The organism is Arthrobacter mangrovi, from assembly GCF_026011795.1.
Taxonomy (GTDB): Bacteria; Actinomycetota; Actinomycetes; order Actinomycetales; family Micrococcaceae; genus Crystallibacter; species Crystallibacter mangrovi.
Genome location: NZ_BRVS01000013.1, coordinates 87,543 through 112,488 on the forward strand (window position 1 = coordinate 87,543; position 24,946 = coordinate 112,488).

The 24,946-nt window shown below is 70.4% G+C and carries 26 protein-coding genes; 8 read left to right on the forward strand and 18 right to left on the reverse strand.

What is annotated here, in order from left to right:
• Window positions 1-9: 9 nt before the first annotated feature.
• Window positions 10-459 carry an exodeoxyribonuclease VII small subunit gene (locus tag AHIS1636_RS13300; protein WP_264796315.1) on the forward strand — a complete coding sequence of 150 codons (450 nt, stop codon included), beginning with the start codon at window positions 10-12 and terminating at the stop codon, window positions 457-459.
• Here AHIS1636_RS13300 and AHIS1636_RS13305 read toward each other — a convergent pair.
• Both AHIS1636_RS13305 and AHIS1636_RS13310 read right to left on the reverse strand, forming a co-directional pair.
• The gene (locus tag AHIS1636_RS13305) at window positions 449-1,531 is read right to left on the reverse strand and encodes a PKD domain-containing protein (RefSeq protein WP_264796316.1); all 1,083 of its coding nucleotides are present in this window, start codon (window positions 1,529-1,531) and stop codon (window positions 449-451) included. The two genes, AHIS1636_RS13300 and AHIS1636_RS13305, sit on opposite strands and share 11 nt — an antisense overlap.
• A 111-nt stretch (window positions 1,532-1,642) precedes the next feature.
• The gene (locus AHIS1636_RS13310; RefSeq protein ID WP_264796317.1) at window positions 1,643-2,074 is read right to left on the reverse strand and encodes a hypothetical protein; all 432 of its coding nucleotides are present in this window, start codon (window positions 2,072-2,074) and stop codon (window positions 1,643-1,645) included.
• Between the two features lie 264 nt (window positions 2,075-2,338).
• Here AHIS1636_RS13310 and AHIS1636_RS13315 point away from each other — a divergent pair, with 264 nt between their 5' ends.
• Window positions 2,339-2,857 (forward strand): hypothetical protein, encoded by a 519-nt coding sequence (locus AHIS1636_RS13315; RefSeq protein WP_264796318.1) that lies wholly within the window; start codon window positions 2,339-2,341, stop codon window positions 2,855-2,857.
• Between the two features lie 68 nt (window positions 2,858-2,925).
• On the opposite strand, the gene AHIS1636_RS13320 is transcribed toward AHIS1636_RS13315, so the two are convergent.
• The 5 genes from AHIS1636_RS13320 to AHIS1636_RS13340 all read right to left on the reverse strand — a co-directional run bounded on the left by AHIS1636_RS13320 (window position 2,926) and on the right by AHIS1636_RS13340 (window position 6,694).
• Window positions 2,926-3,627 (reverse strand): response regulator, encoded by a 702-nt coding sequence (locus AHIS1636_RS13320; protein ID WP_264796319.1) that lies wholly within the window; start codon window positions 3,625-3,627, stop codon window positions 2,926-2,928.
• Window positions 3,627-4,829 (reverse strand): sensor histidine kinase, encoded by a 1,203-nt coding sequence (locus AHIS1636_RS13325; RefSeq protein WP_264796320.1) that lies wholly within the window; start codon window positions 4,827-4,829, stop codon window positions 3,627-3,629. The genes AHIS1636_RS13320 and AHIS1636_RS13325 overlap by 1 nt, the downstream gene beginning before the upstream one ends.
• Window positions 4,830-4,835: 6 nt before the next feature.
• Window positions 4,836-5,540: a hypothetical protein gene (locus tag AHIS1636_RS13330; RefSeq protein ID WP_264796321.1), complete on the reverse strand. Its 705-nt coding sequence runs from the start codon at window positions 5,538-5,540 to the stop codon at window positions 4,836-4,838.
• An 87-nt stretch (window positions 5,541-5,627) separates the two neighbouring features.
• The gene (locus tag AHIS1636_RS13335) at window positions 5,628-6,437 is read right to left on the reverse strand and encodes an alpha/beta fold hydrolase (protein WP_264796322.1); all 810 of its coding nucleotides are present in this window, start codon (window positions 6,435-6,437) and stop codon (window positions 5,628-5,630) included.
• A 125-nt stretch (window positions 6,438-6,562) separates the two neighbouring features.
• Complete coding sequence (locus AHIS1636_RS13340; RefSeq protein ID WP_264796323.1) at window positions 6,563-6,694, reverse strand: hypothetical protein; 132 nt, start codon at window positions 6,692-6,694, stop codon at window positions 6,563-6,565.
• A 700-nt stretch (window positions 6,695-7,394) separates the two neighbouring features.
• Here AHIS1636_RS13340 and AHIS1636_RS13345 point away from each other — a divergent pair.
• Entirely contained in the window at window positions 7,395-8,585 is a 1,191-nt protein-coding gene (locus AHIS1636_RS13345; RefSeq protein WP_264796324.1) for an acyltransferase family protein, read from the forward strand.
• Window positions 8,586-8,629: 44 nt separating this feature from the next.
• On the opposite strand, the gene AHIS1636_RS13350 is transcribed toward AHIS1636_RS13345, so the two are convergent.
• Both AHIS1636_RS13350 and AHIS1636_RS13355 read right to left on the reverse strand, forming a co-directional pair.
• On the reverse strand, window positions 8,630-9,748 hold the full coding sequence (locus AHIS1636_RS13350) for a zinc-binding dehydrogenase (RefSeq protein ID WP_264796325.1): 1,119 nt from the start codon (window positions 9,746-9,748) through the stop codon (window positions 8,630-8,632).
• 2 nt (window positions 9,749-9,750) lie between these two features.
• Window positions 9,751-10,578 carry an alpha/beta fold hydrolase gene (locus AHIS1636_RS13355; RefSeq protein WP_264796326.1) on the reverse strand — a complete coding sequence of 276 codons (828 nt, stop codon included), beginning with the start codon at window positions 10,576-10,578 and terminating at the stop codon, window positions 9,751-9,753.
• A 254-nt stretch (window positions 10,579-10,832) separates the two neighbouring features.
• Here AHIS1636_RS13355 and AHIS1636_RS13360 point away from each other — a divergent pair, with 254 nt between their 5' ends.
• Window positions 10,833-11,819 (forward strand): glycosyltransferase family 2 protein, encoded by a 987-nt coding sequence (locus AHIS1636_RS13360; protein WP_264796327.1) that lies wholly within the window; start codon window positions 10,833-10,835, stop codon window positions 11,817-11,819.
• Window positions 11,816-13,168 carry a polysialyltransferase family glycosyltransferase gene (locus tag AHIS1636_RS13365; RefSeq protein ID WP_264796328.1) on the forward strand — a complete coding sequence of 451 codons (1,353 nt, stop codon included), beginning with the start codon at window positions 11,816-11,818 and terminating at the stop codon, window positions 13,166-13,168. The genes AHIS1636_RS13360 and AHIS1636_RS13365 overlap by 4 nt, the downstream gene beginning before the upstream one ends.
• A gap of 77 nt (window positions 13,169-13,245) precedes the next feature.
• Here AHIS1636_RS13365 and AHIS1636_RS13370 read toward each other — a convergent pair whose 3' ends face one another.
• Window positions 13,246-14,538 carry an alanine racemase gene (locus AHIS1636_RS13370; RefSeq protein ID WP_264796329.1) on the reverse strand — a complete coding sequence of 431 codons (1,293 nt, stop codon included), beginning with the start codon at window positions 14,536-14,538 and terminating at the stop codon, window positions 13,246-13,248.
• The gene (locus tag AHIS1636_RS13375) at window positions 14,535-15,254 is read right to left on the reverse strand and encodes a hypothetical protein (RefSeq protein ID WP_264796330.1); all 720 of its coding nucleotides are present in this window, start codon (window positions 15,252-15,254) and stop codon (window positions 14,535-14,537) included. The genes AHIS1636_RS13370 and AHIS1636_RS13375 overlap by 4 nt, the downstream gene beginning before the upstream one ends.
• A gap of 152 nt (window positions 15,255-15,406) precedes the next feature.
• Here AHIS1636_RS13375 and AHIS1636_RS13380 point away from each other — a divergent pair, with 152 nt between their 5' ends.
• Window positions 15,407-15,643, forward strand: coding sequence for a DUF6480 family protein (locus AHIS1636_RS13380; RefSeq protein ID WP_264796331.1), 237 nt, complete (start codon window positions 15,407-15,409; stop codon window positions 15,641-15,643).
• 80 nt (window positions 15,644-15,723) lie between these two features.
• Here the strand turns inward: AHIS1636_RS13380 and AHIS1636_RS13385 are convergent, their stop codons facing one another.
• From AHIS1636_RS13385 to AHIS1636_RS13410, 6 genes are all read right to left on the reverse strand, one after another.
• Window positions 15,724-17,271, reverse strand: a complete 1,548-nt coding sequence (locus AHIS1636_RS13385; RefSeq protein ID WP_373875845.1) for a molybdopterin-dependent oxidoreductase — start codon at window positions 17,269-17,271, stop codon at window positions 15,724-15,726.
• A gap of 306 nt (window positions 17,272-17,577) precedes the next feature.
• Window positions 17,578-18,021: a DUF4383 domain-containing protein gene (locus tag AHIS1636_RS13390; RefSeq protein ID WP_264796332.1), complete on the reverse strand. Its 444-nt coding sequence runs from the start codon at window positions 18,019-18,021 to the stop codon at window positions 17,578-17,580.
• 299 nt (window positions 18,022-18,320) lie between these two features.
• Window positions 18,321-19,265, reverse strand: coding sequence for an anti-sigma factor (locus AHIS1636_RS13395; RefSeq protein ID WP_264796333.1), 945 nt, complete (start codon window positions 19,263-19,265; stop codon window positions 18,321-18,323).
• Window positions 19,265-19,843, reverse strand: coding sequence for an ECF RNA polymerase sigma factor SigK (gene sigK, locus AHIS1636_RS13400; protein ID WP_264796334.1), 579 nt, complete (start codon window positions 19,841-19,843; stop codon window positions 19,265-19,267). The genes AHIS1636_RS13395 and sigK overlap by 1 nt, the downstream gene beginning before the upstream one ends.
• A 130-nt stretch (window positions 19,844-19,973) precedes the next feature.
• Complete coding sequence (locus tag AHIS1636_RS13405; protein WP_264796335.1) at window positions 19,974-20,645, reverse strand: fasciclin domain-containing protein; 672 nt, start codon at window positions 20,643-20,645, stop codon at window positions 19,974-19,976.
• A 141-nt stretch (window positions 20,646-20,786) separates the two neighbouring features.
• Complete coding sequence (locus AHIS1636_RS13410) at window positions 20,787-21,803, reverse strand: LacI family DNA-binding transcriptional regulator (RefSeq protein WP_264796336.1); 1,017 nt, start codon at window positions 21,801-21,803, stop codon at window positions 20,787-20,789.
• Window positions 21,804-22,022: 219 nt separating this feature from the next.
• Here AHIS1636_RS13410 and AHIS1636_RS13415 point away from each other — a divergent pair, with 219 nt between their 5' ends.
• Together AHIS1636_RS13415 and AHIS1636_RS13420 are read left to right on the forward strand one after the other, a co-directional pair.
• On the forward strand, window positions 22,023-23,126 hold the full coding sequence (locus AHIS1636_RS13415) for a Gfo/Idh/MocA family oxidoreductase (protein ID WP_264796337.1): 1,104 nt from the start codon (window positions 22,023-22,025) through the stop codon (window positions 23,124-23,126).
• A complete protein-coding gene (locus tag AHIS1636_RS13420) occupies window positions 23,123-23,917 on the forward strand; it encodes a TIM barrel protein (protein WP_264796338.1) in 795 nt (264 codons plus the stop codon). The genes AHIS1636_RS13415 and AHIS1636_RS13420 overlap by 4 nt, the downstream gene beginning before the upstream one ends.
• A 4-nt stretch (window positions 23,918-23,921) precedes the next feature.
• Here AHIS1636_RS13420 and AHIS1636_RS13425 read toward each other — a convergent pair whose 3' ends face one another.
• Entirely contained in the window at window positions 23,922-24,944 is a 1,023-nt protein-coding gene (locus AHIS1636_RS13425) for a Gfo/Idh/MocA family oxidoreductase (protein WP_264796339.1), read from the reverse strand.
• Between the last annotated feature and the right edge of the window lie 2 nt (window positions 24,945-24,946).

The window sequence follows — 24,946 nt, forward strand, 5'->3', positions numbered from 1 at the left end:
GAAGACGAGATGGACAACGCGCAAGGCCGCCAGGACCTAAGCCGGCAAATCGACGAGCGCCGTGAAAACATCCGCGCGTACCTGCGCCGTGCGCGGCCGAGGCGCAACCTTCTGACCAACACCAGCGTCATCGCGAGCGCCGTGGCGGCCGCCTTGACCGCCGGCCCGGGCTTCGGCCAGGACGGCTTCAATAATGCGGTAGCGGAAATCTTCTCCCTCCCGGACAGCGCCATCGTCTGGCAGGTCATCTGCGTGCTGGCCTCGATCCTTTCGCTGGTTGCAGCTATCACCACCGGGCTGGCGAATTCCCGCAACACGAGCGAGCAGATTTCCACCGCCGAATCGGCCAGTGCGCAGCTCGAGGGCCTGCTGGCCGCGCTCAGGTACGGGCAGCTTCCTCTGGACGAGGCCGTGCGGCTCTACCAGGAGTACAGCTCCAAGGCAGCCTTCATCGACTAGGCGGAGTGGAGGTATTGGAGGCGGGGGCATGCCTGGGCTTGTACCGCCGCCGCTGCCACCACACGTAGAGCGCGCCTATCGCACCGACCACCACGGGAATGCTCAAGCCGAGCGGCCCGGCCCATTCCTTGACCGCGTTGCCCACGACGTAGCCCAGCCGCACCTGCACATCGATGGTTTCCCGGTACGTCTCGACCATGATGCTGCTGCCTTCGGGCCCCGGCGCCAGCAGCCGCAATGTCAGCTCCTTATCCCCGGCCTCGCGCGGCGTGATGTCCCAGCTCCACTCGCCCACGCCTTCGGCGGGGAGCGAGATCAGTCCGCCGGCGCCGCTGGTCGCCGTGATGTCCATGCCGTCCCCGGTCAGTTCGGCCCGCATCAGCTCGCAGAGCCGTGGCGTGCGGGTCTCCACCGGCCCCTCGCCGGGCAGGCCCTGTGACGGATCCTCGTCCGAGCCGTGCAGCGCCACGCGGATCGACCATGACGTGGTTTCGCCCTGCTCCATTGGCGACGGCGGCCGGAACACGAGCGTGCCCTCGAAGCAGCGGTCCAGGATGTCCTGGGCGGCCTGTCCCGGAAGGGGCGGGCTGCTGCCTGCCCCCGGTTCCGTGCCGGGCACCGGCTCCTCGGAGTAGGAATACCAGGTTTCGGTCGGAAGCGGCGGGATAACGACGTCGGGCGGCGTGCTTTGCGCGGGCGGCGGCCCGGCCGGCAGCTGCAGCGTCACGGTCTGGCTGAAAGCCGACGACATCCCGGACCTGTCGGTGACGGTCAGCACAATGGTGTAGGTTCCGGGTCCGCCGAACTGGTGTTCCAGCGCTTTGCCTTCGCCGCGGGTTCCATCCCCGAGGTCCCAGTCGTAGGAGGCGATGGATCCGTCCGGATCGAGGGAAGCGGACGCATCGAGGAAGCAGTCCAGGTCCTCGCACGCGGCTTCGAAGACCGCGATCGGAGGCAGCGGCGGCTGCCCCGTGGTCCCCGCGGCGAGCGGGGGCGGGCCAGCGCCGGCTGGGGCGGTCCCGGCCAGCCAGGACATGGCGGCCACGAGCACAAGCAGGACCCTGCGGAGCACACGTGGCGCTCCGCCTGCCCCCGTCACGCCTGCTGCAGGGAACACGGATCCTCCGCCTGGCCCCGGTCTGCGGTCTCCCTCCTCCTAATGTGGCCCCGGCCGGAGCAGCAGTCAACGCGCGGCGGCCCGGGCCCCGCCGGCCTCCAGGCCGGCACCGGCCTGGTCGAGCACCCACTGGAGCCGCTCCAGCCACCAGCCGAGTTCACTGCTGAGGTACCTGATGTAGTTCTGCCGGGCCGTCGCGAGGTCGGCCGCGACAAGGTCCGCCAGGCGGCGGACCGCCCCGAGCAGGTCCTCGTCGGTTCCCGCCGCGCCGTCCTGCAGCGCCGCGCGGTATCCCTCGGCGAGCGCGGCGAACGTGCACGCCTCCGCCACCTGGGCGTAGCGCGGCATGTAGACGGTCGCTTCGTTCGGCGGCGGGGCGGGAGCCGCTTGCAGGTGCCTGAAACCGCAGCAGAACCGGACTGTGGCGGCGTAGGAATCGCGCAGCAGCGCGGGAGACGGATCGTGGCTCCTGTCCGCGCAAAGGGCTTGGACAGACATGAAGGCGTCTATCCGTGGAACTGCTTGCTCGGCCATCCTAAGGTCCTCTCCCATGTCGGTGCGATTGCCATCAGTGTGCCCGCGGGGCCGCTCCGCCGGCGTCGGCCTGCCGCTGCAAATCTCCCGCCGCCGCTACAACCGGGGATGTACGCGCCAAATCAGACCCGGGGTGGACTCGCGGCCGGCCCCCGGGGGCCGAAGCTGTTGGTGTGTTCCCGACGGGAACGCGAACTACGGACAAGACCTCTCAGCAGGAGCAAGCACATGGTCACTAAGAAGACGGATTCCTTACCAGGGCAGGCGACCCGCAGGTCCAGGTTCGGAAAGGCGGGAGCGGCGGCAGCCGCGCTGGCCCTGGCCGCCGGTACCGTCCCCATGGCGTTGGCCGGCCCGGCGCAGGCCAGCAACGATTACGGCGGGGACGATCACCAGGGATGTGAAGTGTGGGCGCTCAAGCCCGTGGTCGACTACAACGATTACGGCACGCACGACGACTCCGTCGACTACCGGGTCAAGGTCCATTGCGACGAGGGCTACGGCATCGAGTTGTACGACCAGCAGTGGGAGCAGGACCACGGTCCGGACGAGTACTTGGGCGACTGGTCGACGGACGACTACTTCGAGCACGAGGACACCCGGATCTACCACATCGAGCGGCAGGCCCCGGACACCGAACACGGTGACGAGGAGGTCTACCACCGCGTGACCTACCAGGTCTACGACGGACAATGGAGCGGCTGGCACGGCTGGAAGTACAGCCACGTCGCGTACGTCTACCAGTAGGCCGGACGCCTAGACTAGTCCGGGCCGGAAGCCAGGGGGACTTCCGGCCCGGACTGCCCGCCGCCGGGCTACAGCCGGTCCTCGGAACGGACGAGCCCGCTCTTGTAGGCGGCGGCTACCGCCTGGGCCCGGTCGGTGATGCCCAGCTTCAGGAAAATGCGGTGCATATGGGTCTTGACCGTCGCCTCGCTCAGGAAGAGGTGCGCGGCGATTTCGGCGTTGCTGAGCCCGTGCGCCGCCACGGTCAGCACGTCCCGCTCCCGTTTGGTCAGCTGGGCCATTTCGGCGGAACCCGGATCCCGCCTGTCGGGCCTGCGCACGAAATCGGCCAGCAGGCCGCGTGTGATCGCCGGATCAAGCCAGCCGCCCCCGGCCGCCAGCGCGCGGACGGCGTCGCCCAGGGCCCGCGGCGCCGAGCTCTTCAGGATGAAACCGGAGGCACCCGAGCGCAGCGCGGTCCTGACGGCATCGTCGTCTCCGAACGTGGTCAGCACCAGCACCGCGGGGACCGTGTCCACCTTGTCCAGGAACGCGTCGGAACTCAGCTGGCGGGTCGCTTCCACACCGTCGGTCCCCGGCATGCGGATGTCCATGACGACGACGTCCGGCTGGATCCGGAGCGCCTGCTCCACCGCTTCGGCCCCGTCGGCGGCCTCCCCCGCCACGGTGATGCCCTGCTCAGCCTCAAGCAGCATCGCCAGTCCTCCCCGGACCAGCGCCTCGTCGTCAGCCAGCAGGACCCTGATGCCGCCCGTCTCCGGAGCCTCCATCAGGACCGGCCTCCCGCCCGGGCCAGCCGCGGCCGCCAGTGGTGCCGCCGCCCGCGGGCCGAAGCCCGGCCCGCCGCTGGGAACGAAGCGGAGACCAGGAAGCCGCCGTCCGGCGTCGTACCCGCCTCCAGCGTGCCCCCGACCGACGCGGCCCGCTGCCGCATCCCGCCGATTCCGTGCCCGGTTCCCGCCGGCCGCCCGGTGCCGGCACGGCTGCCGTGGCTTCGCACGGTCAGCCCGAGTCCGGCGTCGCTCCAGTTAAGCCGCACTTCCACCGGACCCTGCGGATCCGCGTACTTCGCCGCATTCGTCAGCGCCTCCTGCACCACGCGGAACGCGGCTGCCCCGGCGTCGTCCGGCAAGGCTGCCGGTTCGCCGTCCACCTCCAGCACAACGTCCCGCCCAGCGGCCCGCAGCTGCCGGAGGAGGTCCGGCAGCTCCTCCAGCCGCCGTGCCGCCGCCTCCGTCCCGCCGGAGTCCGAGGGAACCAGCAGGCCCAGCATCCGGCGCAGCTCGGCGATGGCCTGGCCGCCGAGCTCGTCGACATGGCCCAGCGCCGTCCGGGCGCGCTCGGGATCGCTCTGCAGGAGCCGTGCGGCTCCCGCGGCCTGCAGCAGCATCAGGCTGACCGAATGCGCCACCACATCGTGGAGCTCGCGGGCAATGCGGCTGCGTTCGTCCGCCGCCGCGAGCTGGGCCTGGATGCGACGCTGGCGCGCGGCGCTGCGTCCCCAGCGTCCTGCCGCGAAGGCCGCCACCGTCATCATCGTGCCCAGCAGCCCGCTGACCAGGATCAGCTGGCCGGCGTCCTGCGGCCCCACCAGCTCCAGCTGCGCCAGCACGTTCACCACCACCAGCACCAGGGCCATGCCCAGCCCCGCGTAGGCGGGCCGCAGCTTCGTGTAGCGGGCCGCCGAGTACAGCGCCACGAACGGCCCGAGCATCAGCACCGTGTGCGGAACCAGCAGCGAGACCCCGATGCTCGCCAGCACCGACAGCGCCAGCACCAGCAGCGGCCGCTTCCGCCGCCAGAGCAGCGGCACGTAGACCGCCAGGCCCAGCAGGGGAACGGCGCGCGGATCAAGCCAGGCCGGCGTCGCGCTGTAATCCCAGGACACCGCCAGGTCCAGCGCGTAGAGCAGCACCAGCCCCAGCATCTCCAGCGCCGGGGTCACCCCGGCCGGGAACCGCAGCGGGCGCATCGCAACCTACCTGCACTTCTTGAAGAAGCACAGCAGGATCCGGTCCGGCGGCTTCGGCGGCTTCGGCGCCGATCCGGCCTCTCCCCCGGTTCCGGGGCCCGCGCTTCCGCCCTGCGGCTCCCCGGGCCGCACGCCCTCGGGACGCGCGGCGCTGCGGGCCTCCGATCCTTCGGCCTCCGCGCCGGCCGCTTCGGCCAGCGGGGCGCGCGGATCGAAGCTCCGGATGCGCAGCCCCCGGCCGTCCGGCTGCCACTCGTCCACCGGCCCCAGCACCTCGGTGACGGTCCCTGCCGGCCGCTCCGGGGGCAGCACCCGCACCGCCTCCAGCGCGGCGCACACATTCCCCTCGGCGCCGAGTGCCCGGTAGAACTCCTCCTCGTCGAAATCATCGAGGACGACGTCGGTGCGCACCTCGTGAGCCGGGGCATGGGCGAGTTTCACCAAGGCAACCGTGCCGGACGCGCCCGGACTGCCGAGTACGTCGATCTCCCGCATCCGGATATGCTCCGCCGTGCCCGCGCCATCGGCCAGGGGCGCAGCCACGAGCACGTCCCACCAGCGGTCGGCCTCCTCCACCCAGCCGGGATCGCGGCAGACCACCATCGTGTCGCTGATCAGCACTCCCCAGCACGCGTGGCCGGCATCCGCATCTGCTGCGCCCGGCCTCTGGATGGATACGAACCGCGCGCAGACCGCTTCGTCTGTAGCCATGGGAACACCCCTTCCCGCTACGCCTGATTATCCCGCCGCCGGTCCCCCGCGTCCACGCGTTCCGGGACTGCGGCGCCGGGTGCTTCGTCAGGCGTTTTCGTGCCCCGGCCGACCGCGCCCGTCCAGCACACCGTCCAGGAATCCCAGCACTTCGGGCAGGCCCGGATCGGCAGGGCCGCCCAGGACAACCTCGTGCACCGCTCCCGGAACCAGATCCGCCAGCACCTCGTCCACGGCGCGGAAGACCGGCGGCGAATCGGCGCTGGAAACAACCAGCACGGGCTTGCGCAGTTGTACCAGGGCCCCTTCGTCCGGCCGCAAAGGGCCGCCCTTCAGTTCCGCCAGCACGGCCGGGGCATTGCCCAGCATCGTGCTGCGCAGCTCCTCCGGCAGCCCTTCCCAGCCTTCGTCGCCCAGCACCCGGCGGTAATAGCTCTCGGCCCCCGCCTCGGGCCCGCCTGCCGCGGCCGCCAGAACCACACCGTCCACCAGCGCGCCTTCCCACGCGTGGGCCTCGGCCGTGAGGGTGAGGATGGCCGGCTCCAGCAGGATCAGCGCACGCACCAGCCCCGGATAGCGTTCCACCAGGTCGAGGGCGATCCCGGCACCGTACCCGCGGCCGATCACGACGGCCGGCGCCGCGTGTAGGCCGCGCAGGAGTCCGGCCGCGTCGTCCGCGTGCTCCTCGACCGAGGTGAATTCGTACGGCTCGGGCCGTTCGCTGCGGCCGTGCCCGCGCCGGTCGTACGTGATGGTCCGCCCGCGTCCGGCCAGCTTATCCAGCGCGCCGCCCCATCCGCCGGCCGAGCTGCCGGTGCCGTGGATACACAGGATCGGCGTGCCCGCCCCGTGCTCCTCGTAGTACAGGGTCAAGTCCCTCACGCGCAGCTCGCTCATGTTCCGACCCTACGCGCCGCGGTTTAGGCGGTCCATGCCGGGACGTACGACGGCGGAACCTCAGGCTTAGGTGCCGGCCGCCCGCCGTCGTTGTCCCCTCCCAAGGCCCAAGGCCCTGCCCGCCCTTACAGCGAGAAGGAATAGGTCCCCGCCGCCAGGACCATGGCACCGAGCACGAACACGACGGTGTTGGCCATATGGCGCTTCTTATCAGGATTCAAACGACGCCATTTGCGGCGCAGGCTTCGATAACTCATTGCAGTTTCCCCAACTGTTCAGCACTAACCCGAAGGGAGCCGCAGCCCTGCTGGGCCGGGCACGTACTGACCCGATTTTTGGGGGATCTGGTACCACGTACGTGCCCGGCGTTTCAGGACTGAGAGCCTCCCAGTACTAGAGCGCACTGAGGCACGGATATAGGAAGAAATTACAACGTTCCCCAACGCCCCAACTTGCCCGCAGCCCGCAATGGATGAACGTTCCATTCCGTGCTGCATGCAAAAACATAACCCATCGGCGGCCGGTCTGTGAAGCGCGGCGCGGTGTGATCTTTTCCGGGCCGGTTACCGGCCGCAGCCGGAGCTCCCGGCGATCGGACCGGAGATGCGGAAGACCCCCGCCAGTCTCGGAGCGGGGGTCTTCGCAACGGCACCTCAGCGGATGCAATGGGGGAACGCATCCGCCGGGCCAGGCCAGCGTCTTTGGGGGTAAATCGCGGCCGCTCGTGCCGCGAATCAGTTTGCCATTCATATTTCGATGCCGGAAATTAATTGTTACAGATCCGCGTAACGTACTGGCCGGTCGCCCGCGGCCCCTGATACCGAGGATTCCTGCGGTCCTGATAACCGAGGTTTCGTGTCCCGGCAGCCTGCCGCGCCGAGGTCATCCGGCATCGGAACCCGGGCCTTCGGCTAGTAACATCGGACGGAATTCGCCCGCGATGCTTTGGAGACAAGCTTGTCGTTGCCCGCCACTGAGCCCACCCCGCCGAAACGCCCCGAGTTTCCGTACCTGGACGGCCTCCGCGGCCTCTCGGCGATCCTCGTCGTGCTCTACCACGCCTACCTCTTCACCGGCCTCAGCGGCGAGTCCCGGTCGGAACTGCCGATGCTCAAGGAGTTCCTCGGCTGGGGCTACCTCGGCGTCCCGGTGTTCATCGTGCTCTCGGGTTATGTGCTGATGCTTCCCGTCCTCTCGACACCGGGACTGAAGTTCCGCCACGGAGTGTGGTCCTTCATCAAACGCCGCGGCAAACGCATCCTGCCGCCCTACTACGCCGCCCTCGCCTTCTCGCTCCTGCTGATCGCGCTTTTCCCGGTCCTGCAGGAAAAGGGCGGAACCCAGTGGGACTCGAAAATCCCCGTCACGTGGGGCAGCACCATCAGCCACTTCCTGCTGGTGCACGACTTCAACCACCACTGGATCGGCAAGATCAACGGTCCGCTCTGGAGCGTCGCAGTCGAATGGCACATCTATTTCCTGATGCCGCTGCTGCTACTGCCTCTGTGGCGGCGGATCCATCCGGCAATCATCGTCGGCGCCCTCACCGCTGCCAGCTTTTGGCTGCTGGCCGAGCGCGCCTTCGGCTTCGTGCATCCCTGGCTGGTGGCCCTCTTCGCCGCCGGGATGTGGGCCGCGCAGCTGACCATGCGGCAGCAAAGGGTCCGCGCAGCCGGCCCCGTCTTCGTTTTCCTGGCCGCCGCTACGGTCGGTTGCGCGGTGTTTAGGTCGGAGATCCCGCTGCCCACCCGGGGCCTGATGGAACTGATGACCGGCCTCGCCGTCGCCGCCGGCCTCGTCTGGCTGGGCCGCCGGGCCGTGGCGGGACGGATCCCCCGCGGGGCACGGTTGCTGCAGGCGCGCCCGATGCTCTTCGTCGGACTGATTTCCTACAGCGTCTACCTGTTCCACAGCCCCCTCCTCGGACTGGCGAACCTGCTGCTGCTGCCGCTCGACCTGAGCCTGGGTGTCCACTGGGCCGTCATGACCTTCGCCGTCGTGCCGGCCGTCCTGGCCCTGTGCTGGCTCTTCTTCCTGCTGGTCGAGCGGCACTTCCTCAACACGCGCCAACGGCACACCGTCGAGGCGCACGGTCCCGCGGGGCTGCCCGAGACGGGTGCTGAAGACGTGTCCGGCGTCCGGCGCTAGCGGGGCACGGCTGCCGCCCGCGGGTTCCTGCCTTCCTGCTGGTATCAGGGGGTGAAAAGCCTGCGGACCACCTCGCCGGCGGCCAGGGCATCGAGGCCTTCGTTGAGCTCGGAGAGCGGCCGCGTGTCCGTGTGCAGCAGCTCCACCGGCAGCCGCCCGGCGCGCCAGTGTTCCAGGTAGAGCGGGATGTCCCGTCCGGGCACGGCGTCGCCCATGTAGGAGCCCAGCAGCCGCTTTCCGGCGCCGGCGAACTGCAAGGCCGGCACCGTCAGTTCCTGGGACGGGTGCGGGAGTCCGACGGCGACGGCGGCGCCGCCGCGGTTCGTCACCTCGAGGCAGGCGGCGAGCACGCGGGCGGAACCGGCGGCCTCGATCGCGACATCGACGCCGTCCTCCCCCGTGGCCTGCCGGATCAGCGCCGCCGCCTCGTCCGGGACGCCTGCATGCGTGGCCCCGGCTTCCAGCGCCAGCGGATGCTTCGCGGCATTGGGGTCGATGGCCACTACCGCGGACGCGCCGGCCAGCGTCGCCGCCATCACGGCTGCCAGGCCGACGGCGCCGAGCCCGAACACGGCGACCGACTGCCCGGCCTGCACCTGCGCCGTGTTGGCCACCGCGCCCATGCCGGTGAGCACGGCGCAACCGAACATTGCCGCCACCTCGTCGGGCACGTCGTCGTCAATCACCACCACGGACTCGCGTGCCACCACGGCGTGGTCGGCGAAGGCCGAGACTCCCAGGTGGTGGTTGATCCGCTCCCCCTGACGCGTGCGCAGCAGCGCCGGCCCGCGCAGCAGGTCGCCGCTGCCGTTGGCCTCGGCGGCTTTCGGGCACAGCGCCGGCCGCCCGGCCCGGCACAGCTTGCAGGCGCCGCAGCTCGGCACGAACACCAGCACCACGTGGTCCCCCACCCGGACATCGTCCACGCCCTCCCCGACGGCGGCCACCCGGCCCACGGCCTCGTGGCCCAGCGCCATCGGCAGCGGCCGCACACGCACTCCGTCCACCACCGACAGGTCCGAGTGGCACAGGCTCGAGTAGGTGATGTCGACGCCGATCTCGCCGGACCGGGGTGCAGGTGCGTCCAGCTCCTCCAGCACCAGCGGCTTCGAGTCGGCGTAGGGCCTGGGCAGGCCGGCCGAGTAGAGGACAGATGCGCGCATGTTCAGCTCCAAGTCGTACCCGAATGCTTCCTGTCCGCATCCTGCCAGAACTCATGCACGCGCGCATTCCAAATGCCGGGAATCTCCTGGAAGGGCTGGTGAGCCTCCCCGGCCATCACCTCGAACAGCGCCCCGGGGATCTCGTCCGCCACCGCCCTGCCCAGCTCCGGCCGGCTCATCGGATCGATGCCGCCGGCCAGCACCAGCGTCGGCACGTCGATGCCGCCGAGCCGCCCCGTTGTCTCGTGGCCGATGAAGGCGTCCAGGAACTTCAGGAAGTCCTCGTCGGACTGCGGGTGCTCGAAAGCGAGGACGTCGTCGATGATCTTCTCCACCATTCCGCTGTTGTAGGCCCGCGGCGTGTACACGAGCAGGTAGAAGTACTCCAGGAACGAACGCGGATCCGGCGCCCGCCCCAGCTGCCAGTGCAAGGCGCCGGTCAACGCCTTCAGGTAGCCATCCATGGCGGACCAGGTGCTCTGCAGCACCAGGCTGCGCACCAGGCCGGGGTGCCGCAGCGCCAGCTCCTGCGAGATGATGCTCCCCCCGGAAAACCCGGCCACGTGGGCCGACTCGATGCCGAGCGCCCGGAGCACCTCGGCAGCGTCGTCTGCCATGGCTTCCACCGTCGGAGGTTCCGCCGGCATCGCCGTCCTGCCGGCGCCCCGGTTGTCGAAGGCCGTCAGACGGTAGCGGTCCGCCAGCCCCTCCAGCTGGTGCTGCCAGGACTCCACGGTGTCGCCCAGGCCGCCGATCAGCAGCACGTCCGGGCCCTCCCCGACCTGTTCCGTCCAGACCTGCAGCTGCCCGGCCTGCACATGCTTGCCCATCCCGGCCTCCCCTCTGGTACCAGTACCGTCGGAACCTCGCGGGCAGTCCGGCCGACCCGCCCCCGGCCGGCGAGGCCGCCCACCTCGAAAGCTACCTGATGTGTGCGGCCGCCAGAAGGGCACCAAGGCCCCGCAGGGACGGCCTGTCCCGGGGAGCCAGGACCGGAACGGCGGGCGACGCGCCTGTGAAGCCACCTTTTGGATCCGCTCCGGAGCGCAACTTAGACTGACCCGGTGACGAGGGGAAAAACGATTTGGTAAGCCAGCCTCTAATAAGTGTCATCGTTCCGGCCAAGGACCAGGCGCCCTTCATCCGCGATTCGATGACGAGCCTGACCCGCCAGTTCGAGGATTCGGCGGCAGTAGAGGTCATTGTCGTCGACGATGGGTCAACCGACGGGACCGGCGAACTGGCCTCGGCCTTTACCCGGCGGCTGCCCGGCCTGAAGATCATCCGCAACGAGACGCCGGTGGGCCTGGCGACGGCACGTAACCAGGGCCTGGACAGCGCCACTGGCAGGTACATCACTTATCTCGACGGAGATGACTGGCTGGCACCAGGCCATCTGGCCCATGTGCTGGATTCCATGAGCACGCTGGATGTGGATTTCGTCCGGCTCGACCACGTCCGCGTGACACGGGGGAACCGCGTCCAGCACTATGCTCCGCAGGCGCGGCGCGGGGTTCCCTTGGATCCTCGCAACGACATCGCCCCGCCGACGAAGTCGACGATGATCGACTATGCGTTTGCCTGGGCAGGTGTCTACAGTCGAAGGATGGCCGACGCTGGTCTCCTGCGGTTTCCGGACGGCCTTTTCACCGCCGAAGATAGGCCATGGATCTGGCGGCTGCACCTGCAGGCGAAGAGCTACGCAGTGGTCAATTCGCCCGGAATCCTTTACCGGCGGGGCGTCACCACCTCGCTGACCCAGATCGTCGACATGCGGCAGCTCGATTTCCTTCCCGCCTACGCGCAGGTCTTCTCCCTCGTGGAATCGGACCGGGATGCGGAACTGTACTGGCCGAAGGCTGCCCGTCAGTTCGTGGCCATCCTGGCCCACCACCTCAACCGCGCCAGCCAGATGCCGGCGGACGTAGCAGCCAGCCTCCGTTCCCGGGCCGGCGGCGTCCTGCAGCTCATTCCTGACGCCATTCGGGCCCGTACCCTGGCTGAACTCGACGCCAAGCGGCTGCAGTCCCTCCGCACGATCGTTGCAACGTCAGGCAGGAGCACACGGTGAAGCACCTGATCATCGCCTCAACCACCTACCAGTGCCTGTCGCTGGCGGCCGCGATCGATGCCGGCGCCCTGCCCGAGGGCGAGAAGATCCTCGTGCTGGCCAACAGTTCCCGGGTCCCGGAGCTCACTGAGCGTCTCCAGGACGTCGCCGGCTTCGACCGGATTGCCGCGCGCTTCGACGCAGTGGTCGACTTGGCCGAGCTGATCTACCCGCGTCGCCCGCCCCAATGGGCTCCCCGCACGGAAGAACTGCCGATGTGGGAGAAGTTGCTGCGGTCGCACTGGAAGCTCGGAACCGGCCCCGTGAGCGTGCTGGTCGATTCGATCCAGGTCAATCCGGGTCTCGCCCTGGCCGGGGTCTTCCGCGACGCGCCCCTGGGGGCGCACTCGGACGGGCTGATGGCCTACGGCCCCACGCGCAAGGCCCTGCCGCTGCACTTCGCACAACGGATCGAACGGCTCGTCTACATCGACCTCGTTCCCGGCCTTCGGCCCCAGTTGTTGCGCGAATATGGCCCGGAACTGCATAGCGTTCCTGCCGGCGCCCTGCGGAAGGTGGTCAGCGAGGCAGCGGCCGCAGCTGAACCGGAAGTCCGGTGGCTTCGGGAACAGGTCGGCGAGCGGCGCAGCGCCCTCATCCTCGGACAATACCTGGCCCATTTGGGGCTGCTGAGCAGCGAGGACGAGACGGCTCTGCATGTCGAGATGCTGCGCAAGGCTGTCTCGGCCCAGGCCGAGGTGTGCATTTTCAAACCGCACCCCAGCGCCGGTCCCGCCGCCGTGCAGGAACTGCAGGCAGAGGCCGCGGCTGCCGGTATCGAACTGATCGTCGCCGAGACGCCGGTGCTCGCCGAAGTCCTGCTCGAGGTCCTCAGCCCTGCCCTGGTGGCCGGCTGCTTCTCGACCGGCCTGGCCACCGCGAAATTTGTCTTCGGCATCGAAACAGTTGCCGTCGGGACGGAGAGGATGCTGGAGGCGCTGACGCCCTATGAAAACAGCAACCGCATTCCGGTCACCATCATTGATGCCGTCCTCTGCCGCGGCGTGCCGGCTCCGGCCCTCGCGGGTCCGGAAGAGGCCGGACGACCGGATCGGCAACTGCAGCCGCTGATCGAAGCGGTCGCCTACTGCATGCAGAGCGTCAACCACCCGTACCTCCGCGACGGCGCAGCGGAATTCCTCACCGCCATCCTCGGGACGGAGAGCATGCGCTACTTCAAGCGGCGCAGGCTGACGAAACTGGCCCTTCCCGGCGCGCTGCCGGGTCCGGCTCGTCCGCCGGCCCTGCGCAGGTTCCGCCGGGCCGGCGGCCGGCTGACGCGGCGCTTTCTTGCGGTGGTGTCGCGCTAACGCGGCACCCGCCCTCTGGAAGTACGCCGGCGCCTGGACCGGCTCGAAGCTAGAAGCACGCCCGGCGCCTGGACCGCCTAGAAGCACGTCTCGATTAGCCGGGTGATCACGGCGTCCTCGCCAGGAACCAGGTTCCGGACGGCCGGAATGAGCCGCCACTTGTCGAAGGTGGTGCAGGGGTGGGACAGGCCGAGCACGACCAGGTCCCCCACCTTGGGTTCCCAGCCCGGGGCGGTCCGCAGGAAGGAATGCTGGTCGTTCATGTCGCTGACGATGGCGCCGTGCAGCGCGCTCACCTGCCCGTCCGCGTGGGAGACGGCGAACTGCGGGACGGGCAGTCCGTCGTCGTACGGGAAGTCGCGTTTGCCGCCGTCGAGCAGGGCGAGGCCGGGTTCCGGCTGGGAAAGCACCCGCGCCAGGCCGTGCGCGACCGGCACCAGGCTGTGCTCCTCCCCCGCACGATCCCGGTCGAACGGTGACAGCGCGTGGTAGGCGCCGTCGTCGTGCGTGATGTAGGCACCGGACCGCAGCACATAGCGCGCCGAATCCGACTTCCGCGCCGTGGCGAACAGGTCTGCCACGATGTCGGGATAGTTGCTGCCGCCGCAGGTGACCAGCACGTCCCCGTCGGCGTAACGGTCGCCGAGCTTGCCGTGCAGTTCGAGCAGGTCGGCGACGTAGCGCCGAATCAGCTCCACGGTCGGCTCCGTCCGGTCCTTGCCGAGCGCGCCCTCGTAGCCGGCCACCCCCGCCAGCCGCAGCACCGGCGAGGCCGCGACCGCGTCGGCCACTTCCAGGGCCGCCGCGACGCCGCGGGCGCCGGTGCGTTTGCCCGGGGCACCGAGCTCCACCAGCACGGACAGCGGCCTGGCCGGGGAGAGCCCGCGCAGCGCTTCTTCGGCGAGCCGCACGCCGTCGGCGCTGTCCACCCAGGACCAGATCGTGCACTCCGGATGTTCCAGCTCGCCGGCCACCCAGCGGATGGCGTTCTGGTCGGCCAGCTGGTTCGCCAGCATGACCGTGTCGAAGCCGTGCGCGCGGGCGACCTTGAGCTGGCTCGGATTCGCCACCGTGATGCCGGTGGCTCCGGCATCCAGCTGCTGCTGCCAGAGCTGCGGCGCCATCGTGGTCTTTCCGTGCGGCATCAGCTCGAGCCCGCGCTCGCGCAGCCAGCCGGCCATGAACGCGATGTTGCCGGCCAAGGCGTCCTCGCTGAGGACCAGCAGGGGCGTCCAGAACTCGGACAGTTCCGGCTTGCTCGCCAGGTACTCCCCCACGGTCAGGCCGGCGGCCTCGACCGGGAGGCCCTTGTCCTCGCCGCCGATCAGCCGTTCCAGCACGTGCGCTTCCCGTTCCTTGCCGGTGGTCATGGGCCTCCTCGTTCCTGGTCGGTGGGCCTGTGCGATTCCTTCTCGGGCGGCCTGCGCGCCACCGCGTACGAGGGCTCGCGCAAGGCCTGCGTCCAACTGTAGGTCCCTGCGCCGGGGATCGGGTGCTGCATGGGATCGAAGCGCATGGAAGTGTCTGCCGCCTCCGCGGACGCCAGGAGCGTCAGGGTGCCGCACCGCTGCCAGGGCGCGCCGGGACGGCCGTGGTACAGCCCCAGCACCCACTCGCCGCCGCCCAGCGCGTCCCGGAATCCGTGCGGGTCCGCGGGGAGCCGGCCATGCGGGCGCAGGGTGCGGGCCGCCAGCTGCACCGGGCCGCCCGTTCCTTCGTACGGCATCATGGTGGTCAGCGCTGCCGGACCGACGCTGCGGCACATTCGGAGCACGTAGCGGCCGGCCCGGGACATGCCGGTCGAGGCCAGCAGGATGTCCACCGGCGCGCTGTCCGCCGTGAGCCGCACGGCCAGGCCGATGATGTCCGGCCAGCCAGGCGGAAACCCGATGGAGCGGGACAGGCGGGCCTCCGCCTCGTGGTTCCCTGCCGTGTCCAGCCACGCAATCCCGCTTCGGAAGGGGCCGCCCTCGCGTTCCAGCCGGCCGCGCAGGTGCAGGCCGACGGGATGGATCGGCCGGTCCGGGCGGAGCGTCTTGACCGCGGCGAATGCCCGCGCGAAGACCCGGCCCGCTGTCGCCGCCATGTCTTTCTCCATGCCGTCTTTCTCCATGCCGCTGCCATCCCTTCTCCGGCCTGCTCCTTTGCGTAGACAGCTTACTGAGCATCTGCCTACGCTGGTCGGGACCGGCTCCGCAAGGGTGGCCCGCAGGATTCCACGAACGTCAGGAGAACGTGATGAACAGCCAGAATCCCGATCCCGAGGAGCAGAAGATCACCGGGCTCGAACCGGGCGGCGGCGTCCCTCCGGGCGAGACCCCGCCGGGTGAAGCCTCGACCAGCATGACCCAGGGCCACGACGAAGGCGGCGGGAAGCGCTGGGCGCAGTGGGTCTGGCTGGTGGTCATCCTGGGCGGCGGCCTCGTGATAGCTCTCCTGTTCCTCACCTACGCCGGCATCCTAGCCTTCGGCTGACACCCTGTTCGACTGGCCGGCCGGCCGCTGCCCGGGCAGCGGGGTCAGCCGGCCGGCTCGCCGGGCCATCGGGCCGCCGATCACTCCACGGTGAACGTGATCGTATGCCAGCCGGTCGCGCCGTCCGGAGCCGGCGGCGCCTCATCCTGCGTCTGCAGTTCGCCGGCCGTATCGTAGGCCCGCACCCGCACCTCGTGCCGTCCGGCGGGTGCGTCCTCCCAGCGGTAGGACCACTGCCGCCAGGTGTCGATGGACGGCACCGCGGCGAGGTCCGCGTCCTGCCAGCTGCCGCCGTCGAACTGGACCTGCACCCGTGAAATGCCGCGCTGCTGTGCCCACGCCGTACCTCCCACCGCCACCGTCCCCGCGGGAACCCGGTCGAACGCCCGCGGCACATCGATCCGCGAGGCCGTCTTGATCGGACCCCGCTCCGACCAGCCGCGCGTGGTCCAGTAGGCCGCCTTGTCGGCGAAGCGCGTGACCTCCAGGTCCACCACCCACTTCGTCGCGGAGACGTACCCGTAGAGCCCGGGCACCACCATCCGCACCGGATAGCCGTGCTCCAGCGGCAGCGGCTCCCCGTTCATCCCGACCGCCAGCAGCGCGTCCCGCCGGTCCTGCAGGACGGCCAGCGGGGTGGAGGCGGTGAACCCGTCGATGCTGGAGGACAGCACCATGTCCGCCCCGGCCTGCGGCCGCGCCCGCTCCAGCAGCTTGCGCACCGGGTAGCCGAGCCACTTCGCGTTTCCGGCCAGGTCGCCGCCAACCACGTTGGAGACGCAGGTCAGCGTCACATACGACTCCTCCAGGTCCAGTGCGAGCAGCTCATCGAAACTGAGGGTGAACTCCTCCTCGACGAGGCCGTGCACCCGCAGGCTCCAGCCCGCCGGGTCGATCTCCGGAACCACCAGCGCGGTGTCGATCCGGTAGAAATCCGGGTTCGGCGTCACGTACGGCGGCATCCCCTGCACCGGCGCGGTGGTCCCCGCGGGCAGCGGCTTGGCCGGGGACTTGGCGGCCGGCAGCTTGAGCGCCTGCCGGGCAATGCGCGCGGTGTTGCGGGTGGCGGAGAAGGTCCGCCCGGCAATTCCAACGACGACGGCGGCAGCCGCCGTGAGCCCGGTCGCGACCAGGAAACTCCGTCGGCTCCCGGCCTCCGTCGTGGCCGCGGAGCCGTCCCCCGGGACCACCGAGCCAGCCTCCGCTTCCGGTGCCCCGGTCCCCGCCTCCGCTTCCGGCGTCCCGGCCCCCGCCTCCACCGCCTTTCCGGTGAGCCAGCTCAGCGTCAGCAGTCCCGCCAAGGTTCCCAACGCCGTGGGCACCAGGTCCAGGACGCTGTTCACCGCGCGGGTCGCCACGCAGACTCCCATAACGACGGCGAGGGCCGCCACCAGGGACGCTCCGGCCGCGAACCTCCGCACGGCCAGCATCCCGGCAAGCGCTGCGAGCGCCGCGGTCACCAGCGCCATCGAAATGAACAGCACGGTCTTGTCGGCCGTGCCGAACACCGAGATGGCAAAGTCCTTGAGCCACGGCGGGGTGAAGTCGATGAAGGCGGCGCCGACCGAGACCAGCGGAGACGAGCCCGGCCCGAAGAACGCCGCCGCCAGCTCGGCCACCGCGAACAGCACGGCCGCGGACACGAGCCCGGCGAGCGCGCCGAGCCAGCGCCGCTTCCCGGGCCGCCGCCCGGCCGAGCCAGCCGGCCTACCCGACCCATCCGGCAGACCCGGCTTGCCCGTTCGTTCCGGCACACCCGGCTTGCCCGTCCGTTCCGGCACGCCCGGCCGACCCGTCCTTTCCGGCTCGCCGGCCCCTTCCGGCCCGCCCGTCCCTGCCGGCCGCCGGGGCGCCCCCGAGGACGGGGGCTCCTGCCGCTGATCCATCCGGACCACTTCCTTCCGCCGCGCCATCAACGCCGCCCGCCCGGACCGCTACGCCGTCGTCCGGCGCCGGCCCAGCACCGTGCCGAGGCCGATCATCGCCACGCCCAGCACGAAGTGCAGCCAGTTATCTGCCGTATTAACAGGAACGAAGTTCGCTGGGGTGCCGTGCCCGATGAGCAGCCCGTACAGCCACAGCACCAGGTACACCGCGCCGCCCCAGACCAGGTAGGACTTGGCAGCCGCGCGGCTCCGGGACAGCGCCAGCCCGCCGACGCCGAAGAGCAGATGGACGATGTTGTGCAGCACGGACACCTGGAAGATCCCGAGCAGCAGCGCGCCTGAGTGATGTCCCGCGAAGCTAAGCTCCGACACGTTCGAGGTGATGCCCGGAACGAAGCCGAGCACCCCGACCAGCAGGAATGCGCCGCCGACAGCCAGCGCCGCGGTCTGGACAGCGGTACGGCTGCCGGTTCGAGTGGCTGAAACAGACATGGTGTTCCTCCTTGGATCCGTCCGGGCCCGCCGGTTGGCCGACCCGGTATTCGTCATTCGGAGCGGAGGGGCCTTCGGATGGGATTCCAGCGCCTGTTGCAAAAACGATTGGCCGGAAACGACTGGTATAGCGGCCCTAAACGTGTCGTTTCCGGCCAATCGTTGGCGGGCAAGGCAGGGCCGGAAGGACAACAACCCGGGCGCGGCCATCAGCGGCGGGCAGGCACAGTCCCGGGGGTCGGCCAGCGGACAAGCGGCAGCCGGGCTACAACTCCTGCATCATGATCAACCCGGCCCGGCTACAGCTCCTGCACCATGATCGGCTCGGTGGTCGGCGCCGGGGATCCGCCCGCCGGCTCGACCGTGATGCCGACGGCCGTGGCACCCGAGAGCTGCCCCTCGAGCAGCGCCATCATGGGCGACCCGGCGGAGGCGCCGGACATCAGGCCGGCCGGGACCATGACGTCGTCGTGCTGGAGCCACAGCTCGTAGGTCTTGCCGGCCGGCAGCTCCGGCAGGCCGTGCGCCGTGACCGCGCCCTGGTTCAGCGAGGGCGCGTAGGCAACGGAAACGACGGCGCCGTCCGCCATCCGCGCGGTGGCCACCTTTGCGTCCTCGGACGTGAGGATCCCGAGCATCGCGCCCTGGGTCTGCTCGGCCTGCGCCAACTCCTGTTCGAGCCGGTTGTTTTCGGTCGACTGCCCGAGCGCCCAGCCGGTCAGCCCCGCGCCGGCCAGCAGGAGCACTCCCGCCGCCGCGGCCAGCGCCCGCACCGCGCCCGGCCTCGATCCTCCCGGCCTCGCCCTGCCCGAACCGCCGCTTCCGGCCGAACGGCGGCCCCGCCGCGCGCCCAGCTCGTCAGTACCCGCCCCGGCACCGGCGGCCGAACCATGCTCCGGGCCGGAGCCCTCACCTGTCCCGAGCCGAAGGTCCGCCCCGGCACCCGGCCGGACGCCGCCGTCGTGCCCCCGCTGCGCGGCCCCGGCCGCGCCGTCCGTCACCACGGCCTCCGCCGGGACCTGCCGGGTGTTGCGGATCGCCGCCATCACGTTGTCCTTCACGCGCTGCGGCGGACGCACCGGTTCCACACCGTAGGCGAGCATCGCCGCCGCCGCGCTCAGCCCGCGGACTTCCTCGCGGGTCTGCTCGGAAGCGAGCGCGTGCTGCTCGAAGGACGCGCGCTCGTCGCCCTCCAGGGCGTTCAACGCGTAGGAGCCGGTCAGGATGTGCAGCTGCTCGTCCATCACGCCACCCCCAATTTGTCCCTGAGCCTGATCATGCCGTCGCGGATCCGCGTCTTCACCGTGCCCACCGGCACTTTGAGCAGGTTGGCTACTTCCTGCTGCGTGTAACCGCCATAGTAGGCCAGCCGGATCGCCTCCTGCTGCGCCTGGGTGAGGCTCTCGAGCGCCTTGAGCACCCGTTCGCCCTCGATCTTCGCCTCGACGATGTCCTGCACGTCGTCGTAACTCTCCTGGAATTCCTTAATGCCCTGCCGGAGGTCCCGGTCCGCGCTGGCCTGCGCCGCCCGGATCCGGTCCACGGCCCGGCGGTGCGCGATCACGAGGATCCACGAAACGGCCCGGCCGCGGTCGGCGTCGAAACGCGCCGCCTGCTGCCAGACCTCCACGAAGACTTCCTGCGTGACCTCCTCACTCTGCGCCGGATCCCGCACCACCCGGCGGATCAGCCCGAACACCTGGGGCGACACCGCGTCGTACAGCTCCTCGAACGCCGCCTCGTCGCCCAGCGCCACCCGGCGGACCAGGTCCTCGTGGGTCGGCGGAGAAGGCTCGGCAGGGCGGAGCCACGGCAGTCGCATGGGCTCTAGACTCTCACGCCGGTCGGGCACAAGGAACCTTTCGCAGGGATGGGGTCGGTGGTTGAGCGGCCGGATGCGTATGGGCTCCTTGATTCCGCATCCGGCCGCGGTCTTGCAGCGAAGGCCCCGGCTACTTGGCCGGAGGCATCAGCACGGTGTCGACCAGGTAGACCGTGGCGTTGGCCGTCTGGACGCCGCCGCACACCACGCTCGCATCGTTGACCTTCAACTCGTCGCCGCTGCCCGCAATCTCCACCGGCTCGCCCTGCACCGTTTCCAGCTCGCCCGTGAGCTTGTCCGGCGCCATCCGGCCGGGCACCACATGGTAGGTCAGCACGTTGGTCAGCGCGTCGGCGTCCGTCTTCAGCGCGTCGAGGCTCTTGGCCGGCACCTTCTCGAACGCCGAGTCCACCGGCGCGAACACCGTGAACTCGCCGCCATTGAGCGTGTCCACGAGGTCGACGTCGGGATTCAGCTGGCCGGATACGGCTGCGGTCAGGGTGGTCAGCAGCGGGTTGTTCGAAGCCGCCGTCGCCACCGGATCCTGCGCCATGCCCTCTACGGAGCCGGCCCCGTCCGGCACCTGGGCGGCGTAGTCCGCGCACCCCGGGCCTACGAGGCTGGCCGCCGGGTCCATCCCGCCGGCCGCCGGCGCCGACGACTCCATGGGGGTGCCGGTACTCATATTGTCCTCGGCGGCCTCGCCGCCCGAGCTGCCTGAACCGCCGCCGCATGCGGTCAGTCCCAAGGCCGCCGCAGCCGCCAGGCCGATCAGTCCGCTCACCCTCGTGTACGTAGCCATAATGGGTCTCCTTCGTCCGGGCAGCCGCGCCGCCCTGGGGTCCCGCACTCCGGTGCAGGCTGTCGGAAGGAATTCGGAGCGGGCGGGCGGACGGATTGGATCTGCGCGGAAGAATTTCCGAAAGGCGGCGCGCGCTGGAGATCAGTCGGGCGGGGTACCGGTCGTGGAGCGGACAACGAGGGCAGGCTGGAGGACCAGGCCGTCCGGCTCCTCCGAGCGGATCCGGGCCGCCGCGCAGGCAACGGCGGCTTCGGCAAGCCCCGCGGCGTCCTGGCTCACGGAGGTCAGCCGGACGTGGTCGAGCCGCGCGAGCTGGCTGTCGTCGTAGCCGACCACGGACAGGTCGTCCGGCACCCGCAGCCCGGTCCGCCAGGCCGCCTCGAGGATGCCCAGGGCGCAGCGGTCGTTGAAGGCCACGACGGCGGTGGGCCTGCGGCCGGCGAGAAGCTCTCCGGCGGCGGCGATGCCGTCGGCTTCATGCGCCCCGCCGTGAAGGATCCGGATGCATTCGCCGATCCCCGCTTCCCGCATGCTCTCTTCGTAGGCGGCCCGGCGCTCGGCCGAGGCGACGGCGTCCCCTCCATCGACGTGCGCAATGTCCCGATGCCCCAGCGCGGCCAGGTGCTGCACGGCCGCCCGTATGCCGGCCGCGTCGTCGCTGCGCACGGCGTCGATCCCGGGGACCGCGGCGCTGAGGAGGCTGATCACCGGCACCTGCCTGGCCAGCGCGGCGAGGTCTGCCGGGCCGGAGGAAGGCGAGATCATCAGCGCCGCCTCGACGCCGGCGTCGAGCAAAGTCTCCACCGCCCGGGCCTCGGGCCGCTGCGCACCGACGGCGCTGAGCAGCACTTCGAAACCCGCGGCCTCGGCGGCCGCGTAGATGGATTCGACGATCTCCCCGTGGAATGGCTCCGAGACGGTGAACGTGATGCCGAGCAGGCGGGTCCGGCTGCTGCGCAGGAGCCGCGCCCGGGAATCCGGGCGGTACCCCAGCTGCCGGGCGGTTTCGAGCACCCGTTCCCGCGTCGCCTCCCCGGCGCCCTCCGCGCCGCGCATCACAATGGACGCGAGGGCCCGCGAAACGCCGGACGCCGCGGCGACGTCGGCCAGCGTCGGCCTGCGCCCCGGCCGGCCGCCCGGCTGCTGGTCACGCTCCACATTCTTCCTCCGCTTCTCTCCGCATCTGCCGGGCCGCCCCGGCCGGCCGCCCTGTCCTGCCGGAGCCTCCGGCGTCGTCCAAGTGAGCTGCTGCTGAGCACGATACTAGATCGATCTAGACAGCGCCGTCCACCTGTGCCACAGTTATGCCATCCGATGTACTAGATCGATCTAGAACCGCAGCGGCGACGCCCTGCCGCCCTACCGAGGAGACAACCCATGGCATATCTCGAGCGGACTCCCGCCCGGCCGGCACCGGTCCGGCTGGCCCTCATCGGCTCCGGCTGGATCGGGGCTTTCCATGCCGAAAGCGCGGCGACCCGGATCGCCGGTACCCGCGTTGAGGCCATCGCGGATCCGGCCCTCGACGCCGCGGCGGTCCTCGCCGACCGGCTCGGAGTGGCCAAGGTGACCGCGGATGCCGCCGACCTCTGGAGCGATCCGGACGTCGACGGCGTCATCATCGCCGCGCCCGCCCGCTTCCACTCGTCCCTGATCGCCCAGGCGGCCGCCGCCGGGAAGCACGTCTTCTGCGAGAAGCCGGCGGCAAGGACCGTGGAAGAACTTGACGGCGCCCTCGCCGCAGTGGAATCCGCCGGCGTCGAACTCCAAATCGGTTTCAACCGCCGCTTCGCCGCCGACTTCGCCTCCGCCAAGCGCAAGGTGGAGGCCGGCACCATCGGCGAACCGCGGCTGCTGCGTTCGCTGACCCGCGATCCCGGAACCGCCGAGGGGATCCCGAATGCGGGCCGGATCCCGGCCGGAACGATCTTCCTCGAAACCCTGATCCACGATTTCGACACCCTGAACTGGTTCAACCACGGCGCCCTGCCGGAGCAGGTCCACGTCATGGCGGACGCGCTGGTCGAGCCCGGGCTGAAGGACCAAGGCTTCCTCGACACCGCCGTCGCCACGATCCGGTACAGCAACGGCGCGATCGCCGTCGCCGAAGCGAACTTCAGCGCGCTCTACGGCTACGACGTCCGGGGCGAGGTCTTCGGCTCGGCCGGCATGGTCACCGCAGGATCGCTGCAGGAGACGGCTGCCACCGCCTATACCGGGCAGGGCTTCAGCGGCGATACGCCCCGGCTCAACGTGGAGCTCTTCCACGACGCCTATACCGCCGAGCTCGCCCATTTCGCCGAACTGGTCCGCAGCCGCCGCGACGGCACGCCGCGCCCGCCCGCCGCCGCGCCCGGGGGCGCCGATGCGCGGGCGGCCCTCGCCGTCGCCCTGGCCTGCATCAAGTCGGTGGAAACCGGCGGCACGGTCAACATCAGCGACGTTGCCGCCCTCTCGTCCTCCCCGGCGGCCGCCCGATGAGCGCCCCGCAGGGCGGCGTCCGCCTGGCGGTCTGCGCGGAGATGGTCTACCTGGACCTGCCCATCGAAGAGCGGGTCCGCCGCATCGCCAACCGCGGCTTCGACGTCGAACTCTGGGACACCCGGCGGCACGACACCGGCAAGCTCGCCGCCACGGGAGCCACGTTCTCCTCGATGACCGGCTATTCCGCCGGCAGCGTGATCGATCCGGACTCGGCCGCCGACGTCCTGCGGACCGCCGCCGAGCTCATCCCGACGGCGCTTGAGCTCGGCGTGAGCCGCATGGTGGTCCACCCGGCCGAGCTGATCGACGGGCAGGCCGCGCGTCCGGCCTACCGCTCCGACGGCCGGATGTGGCTCACCGGCCTGAGGACCCTCGAGAAGCTCGGAGCGCTCGGCGAGCAGCACGGCATCAGCTTCGTCCTGGAGAACCTCAACACGATCGTGGACCATCCGGGCATCCCGCTGGCCCGGGCCAAGGACACGCTGGACCTCGTCGAGGGCGCCGGGCATCCCAACGTCAAGATGATGCTGGACCTCTACCACGCACAGATCGGCGAGGGGAACCTGATCGAACTGCTGCGGCGGGCACAGCCGCACATCGGCGAAATCCAGGTGGCAGACGTGCCCGGCCGGTGCGAGCCGGGCACCGGGGAGATCAACTATCCGGCGGTGGCGCGCGCCCTGGCGGACATCGGCTACGAGGGCACCGTTGGCCTGGAGGCCTGGGCGGAATCGGACAGCGATCTGGCCCTGGACCGCTTCCGGGCGGCCTTCACCGTCGAGGACTGAGGGTTCAGGCCTCGACTTTGACCGGTACGCCGGTCTCGAGGGAGAGCTGGGCCGCGTCGGCAACCTTCGACGCGGCTACGGCGTCTTCGGGGGTGCACGGGTTTTCGCGCTGCCCCTGGACCAGTTCGAGGAAGGCCAGCATTTCGGCCCGGTACGCCGCCTCGAACCGCTCGGCGAAGGTGCGGTGCGGCTCCCCCTGCGGGAAACCGGTGTCCGGCTCGGTGGACCGCAGGGCGGTTCGGTCGTCCAGCCCCACCATGACCGAGGCCTTCGAGCCCTGGATTTCCAGCCGCACGTCGTGGCCCGCACCGTTGTACCGGGTGGCCGAAACCGTCCCCACCGTGCCGTCGTCGAGGGTAACGACGGCGAGGGCCGTGTCCACGTCGCCGACCTGGCCGATCGCGGGGTCGCCGTTGTTGGAGCCGCGCGCGTAGACCTCCACGATCTCCCTGCCGGTCAGCCAGCGCAGGATATCGAAGTCGTGCACCGAGCAGTCGCGAAAGAGCCCGCCCGAGGTCGCCAGGAATTCGACCGGCGGCGGGAACATGTCCCCGGTGACGGCGCGGAGGGAATGGATCCAGCCCAGCTCCCCCGCCTGGTACCGGCGCCTGGCTTCCAGGTAGCCGGTGTCGAAGCGGCGCTGATGCCCGATCTGGACCACGCCGCCGTGCGCGCGGACATGGTCCAGGACGGGCAGCGAGTCGGCCACGTTCCCGGCGACGGGCTTTTCGCAGAAAACCGGCACGCCGGCGTCGACCCCGGCCAGGATCAGCTCCGGGTGCGTGGCGGTGCCGGTGGCGACCACCAGGCCGTCGATCCCGCCGTCCAGCATCACGTCCGCCGACGGTACGGCCTCGGCCCCTAGGTTCTCGGCCACGGAGCGGGCATAGTCGGCGGCCACGTCAGTGACGAGCAGGCGCAGGTGGACCCCGCGTTCCGCCAGCACGGGGCGCAGGCCCATGATGTTGTTCGCGTGCATGCTGCCGATCCGGCCGACGCCGGCCAGCCCGAGGGTCAGGTGCTTCATGG

Excerpts from the sequence above, each read along its gene's own strand:
- AHIS1636_RS13300 (WP_264796315.1), top strand. The coding sequence starts at position 10 with ATGGACAACGCGCAAGGCCGCCAGGACCTAAGCCGGCAAATCGACGAG.
- AHIS1636_RS13310 (WP_264796317.1), bottom strand. The coding sequence starts at position 2,074 with ATGTCTGTCCAAGCCCTTTGCGCGGACAGGAGCCACGATCCGTCTCCC.
- AHIS1636_RS13315 (WP_264796318.1), top strand. The coding sequence starts at position 2,339 with ATGGTCACTAAGAAGACGGATTCCTTACCAGGGCAGGCGACCCGCAGG.
- AHIS1636_RS13320 (WP_264796319.1), bottom strand. The coding sequence starts at position 3,627 with ATGGAGGCTCCGGAGACGGGCGGCATCAGGGTCCTGCTGGCTGACGAC.
- AHIS1636_RS13325 (WP_264796320.1), bottom strand. The coding sequence starts at position 4,829 with ATGCGCCCGCTGCGGTTCCCGGCCGGGGTGACCCCGGCGCTGGAGATG.
- AHIS1636_RS13330 (WP_264796321.1), bottom strand. The coding sequence starts at position 5,540 with ATGGCTACAGACGAAGCGGTCTGCGCGCGGTTCGTATCCATCCAGAGG.
- AHIS1636_RS13335 (WP_264796322.1), bottom strand. The coding sequence starts at position 6,437 with ATGAGCGAGCTGCGCGTGAGGGACTTGACCCTGTACTACGAGGAGCAC.
- AHIS1636_RS13340 (WP_264796323.1), bottom strand. The coding sequence starts at position 6,694 with ATGAGTTATCGAAGCCTGCGCCGCAAATGGCGTCGTTTGAATCCTGAT.
- AHIS1636_RS13350 (WP_264796325.1), bottom strand. The coding sequence starts at position 9,748 with ATGCGCGCATCTGTCCTCTACTCGGCCGGCCTGCCCAGGCCCTACGCC.
- AHIS1636_RS13355 (WP_264796326.1), bottom strand. The coding sequence starts at position 10,578 with ATGGGCAAGCATGTGCAGGCCGGGCAGCTGCAGGTCTGGACGGAACAG.
- AHIS1636_RS13370 (WP_264796329.1), bottom strand. The coding sequence starts at position 14,538 with ATGACCACCGGCAAGGAACGGGAAGCGCACGTGCTGGAACGGCTGATC.
- AHIS1636_RS13375 (WP_264796330.1), bottom strand. The coding sequence starts at position 15,254 with ATGGCGGCGACAGCGGGCCGGGTCTTCGCGCGGGCATTCGCCGCGGTC.
- AHIS1636_RS13380 (WP_264796331.1), top strand. The coding sequence starts at position 15,407 with ATGAACAGCCAGAATCCCGATCCCGAGGAGCAGAAGATCACCGGGCTC.
- AHIS1636_RS13390 (WP_264796332.1), bottom strand. The coding sequence starts at position 18,021 with ATGTCTGTTTCAGCCACTCGAACCGGCAGCCGTACCGCTGTCCAGACC.
- AHIS1636_RS13395 (WP_264796333.1), bottom strand. The coding sequence starts at position 19,265 with ATGGACGAGCAGCTGCACATCCTGACCGGCTCCTACGCGTTGAACGCC.
- sigK (WP_264796334.1), bottom strand. The coding sequence starts at position 19,843 with ATGCGACTGCCGTGGCTCCGCCCTGCCGAGCCTTCTCCGCCGACCCAC.
- AHIS1636_RS13405 (WP_264796335.1), bottom strand. The coding sequence starts at position 20,645 with ATGGCTACGTACACGAGGGTGAGCGGACTGATCGGCCTGGCGGCTGCG.
- AHIS1636_RS13415 (WP_264796337.1), top strand. The coding sequence starts at position 22,023 with ATGGCATATCTCGAGCGGACTCCCGCCCGGCCGGCACCGGTCCGGCTG.
- AHIS1636_RS13420 (WP_264796338.1), top strand. The coding sequence starts at position 23,123 with ATGAGCGCCCCGCAGGGCGGCGTCCGCCTGGCGGTCTGCGCGGAGATG.
- AHIS1636_RS13425 (WP_264796339.1), bottom strand. The coding sequence starts at position 24,944 with ATGAAGCACCTGACCCTCGGGCTGGCCGGCGTCGGCCGGATCGGCAGC.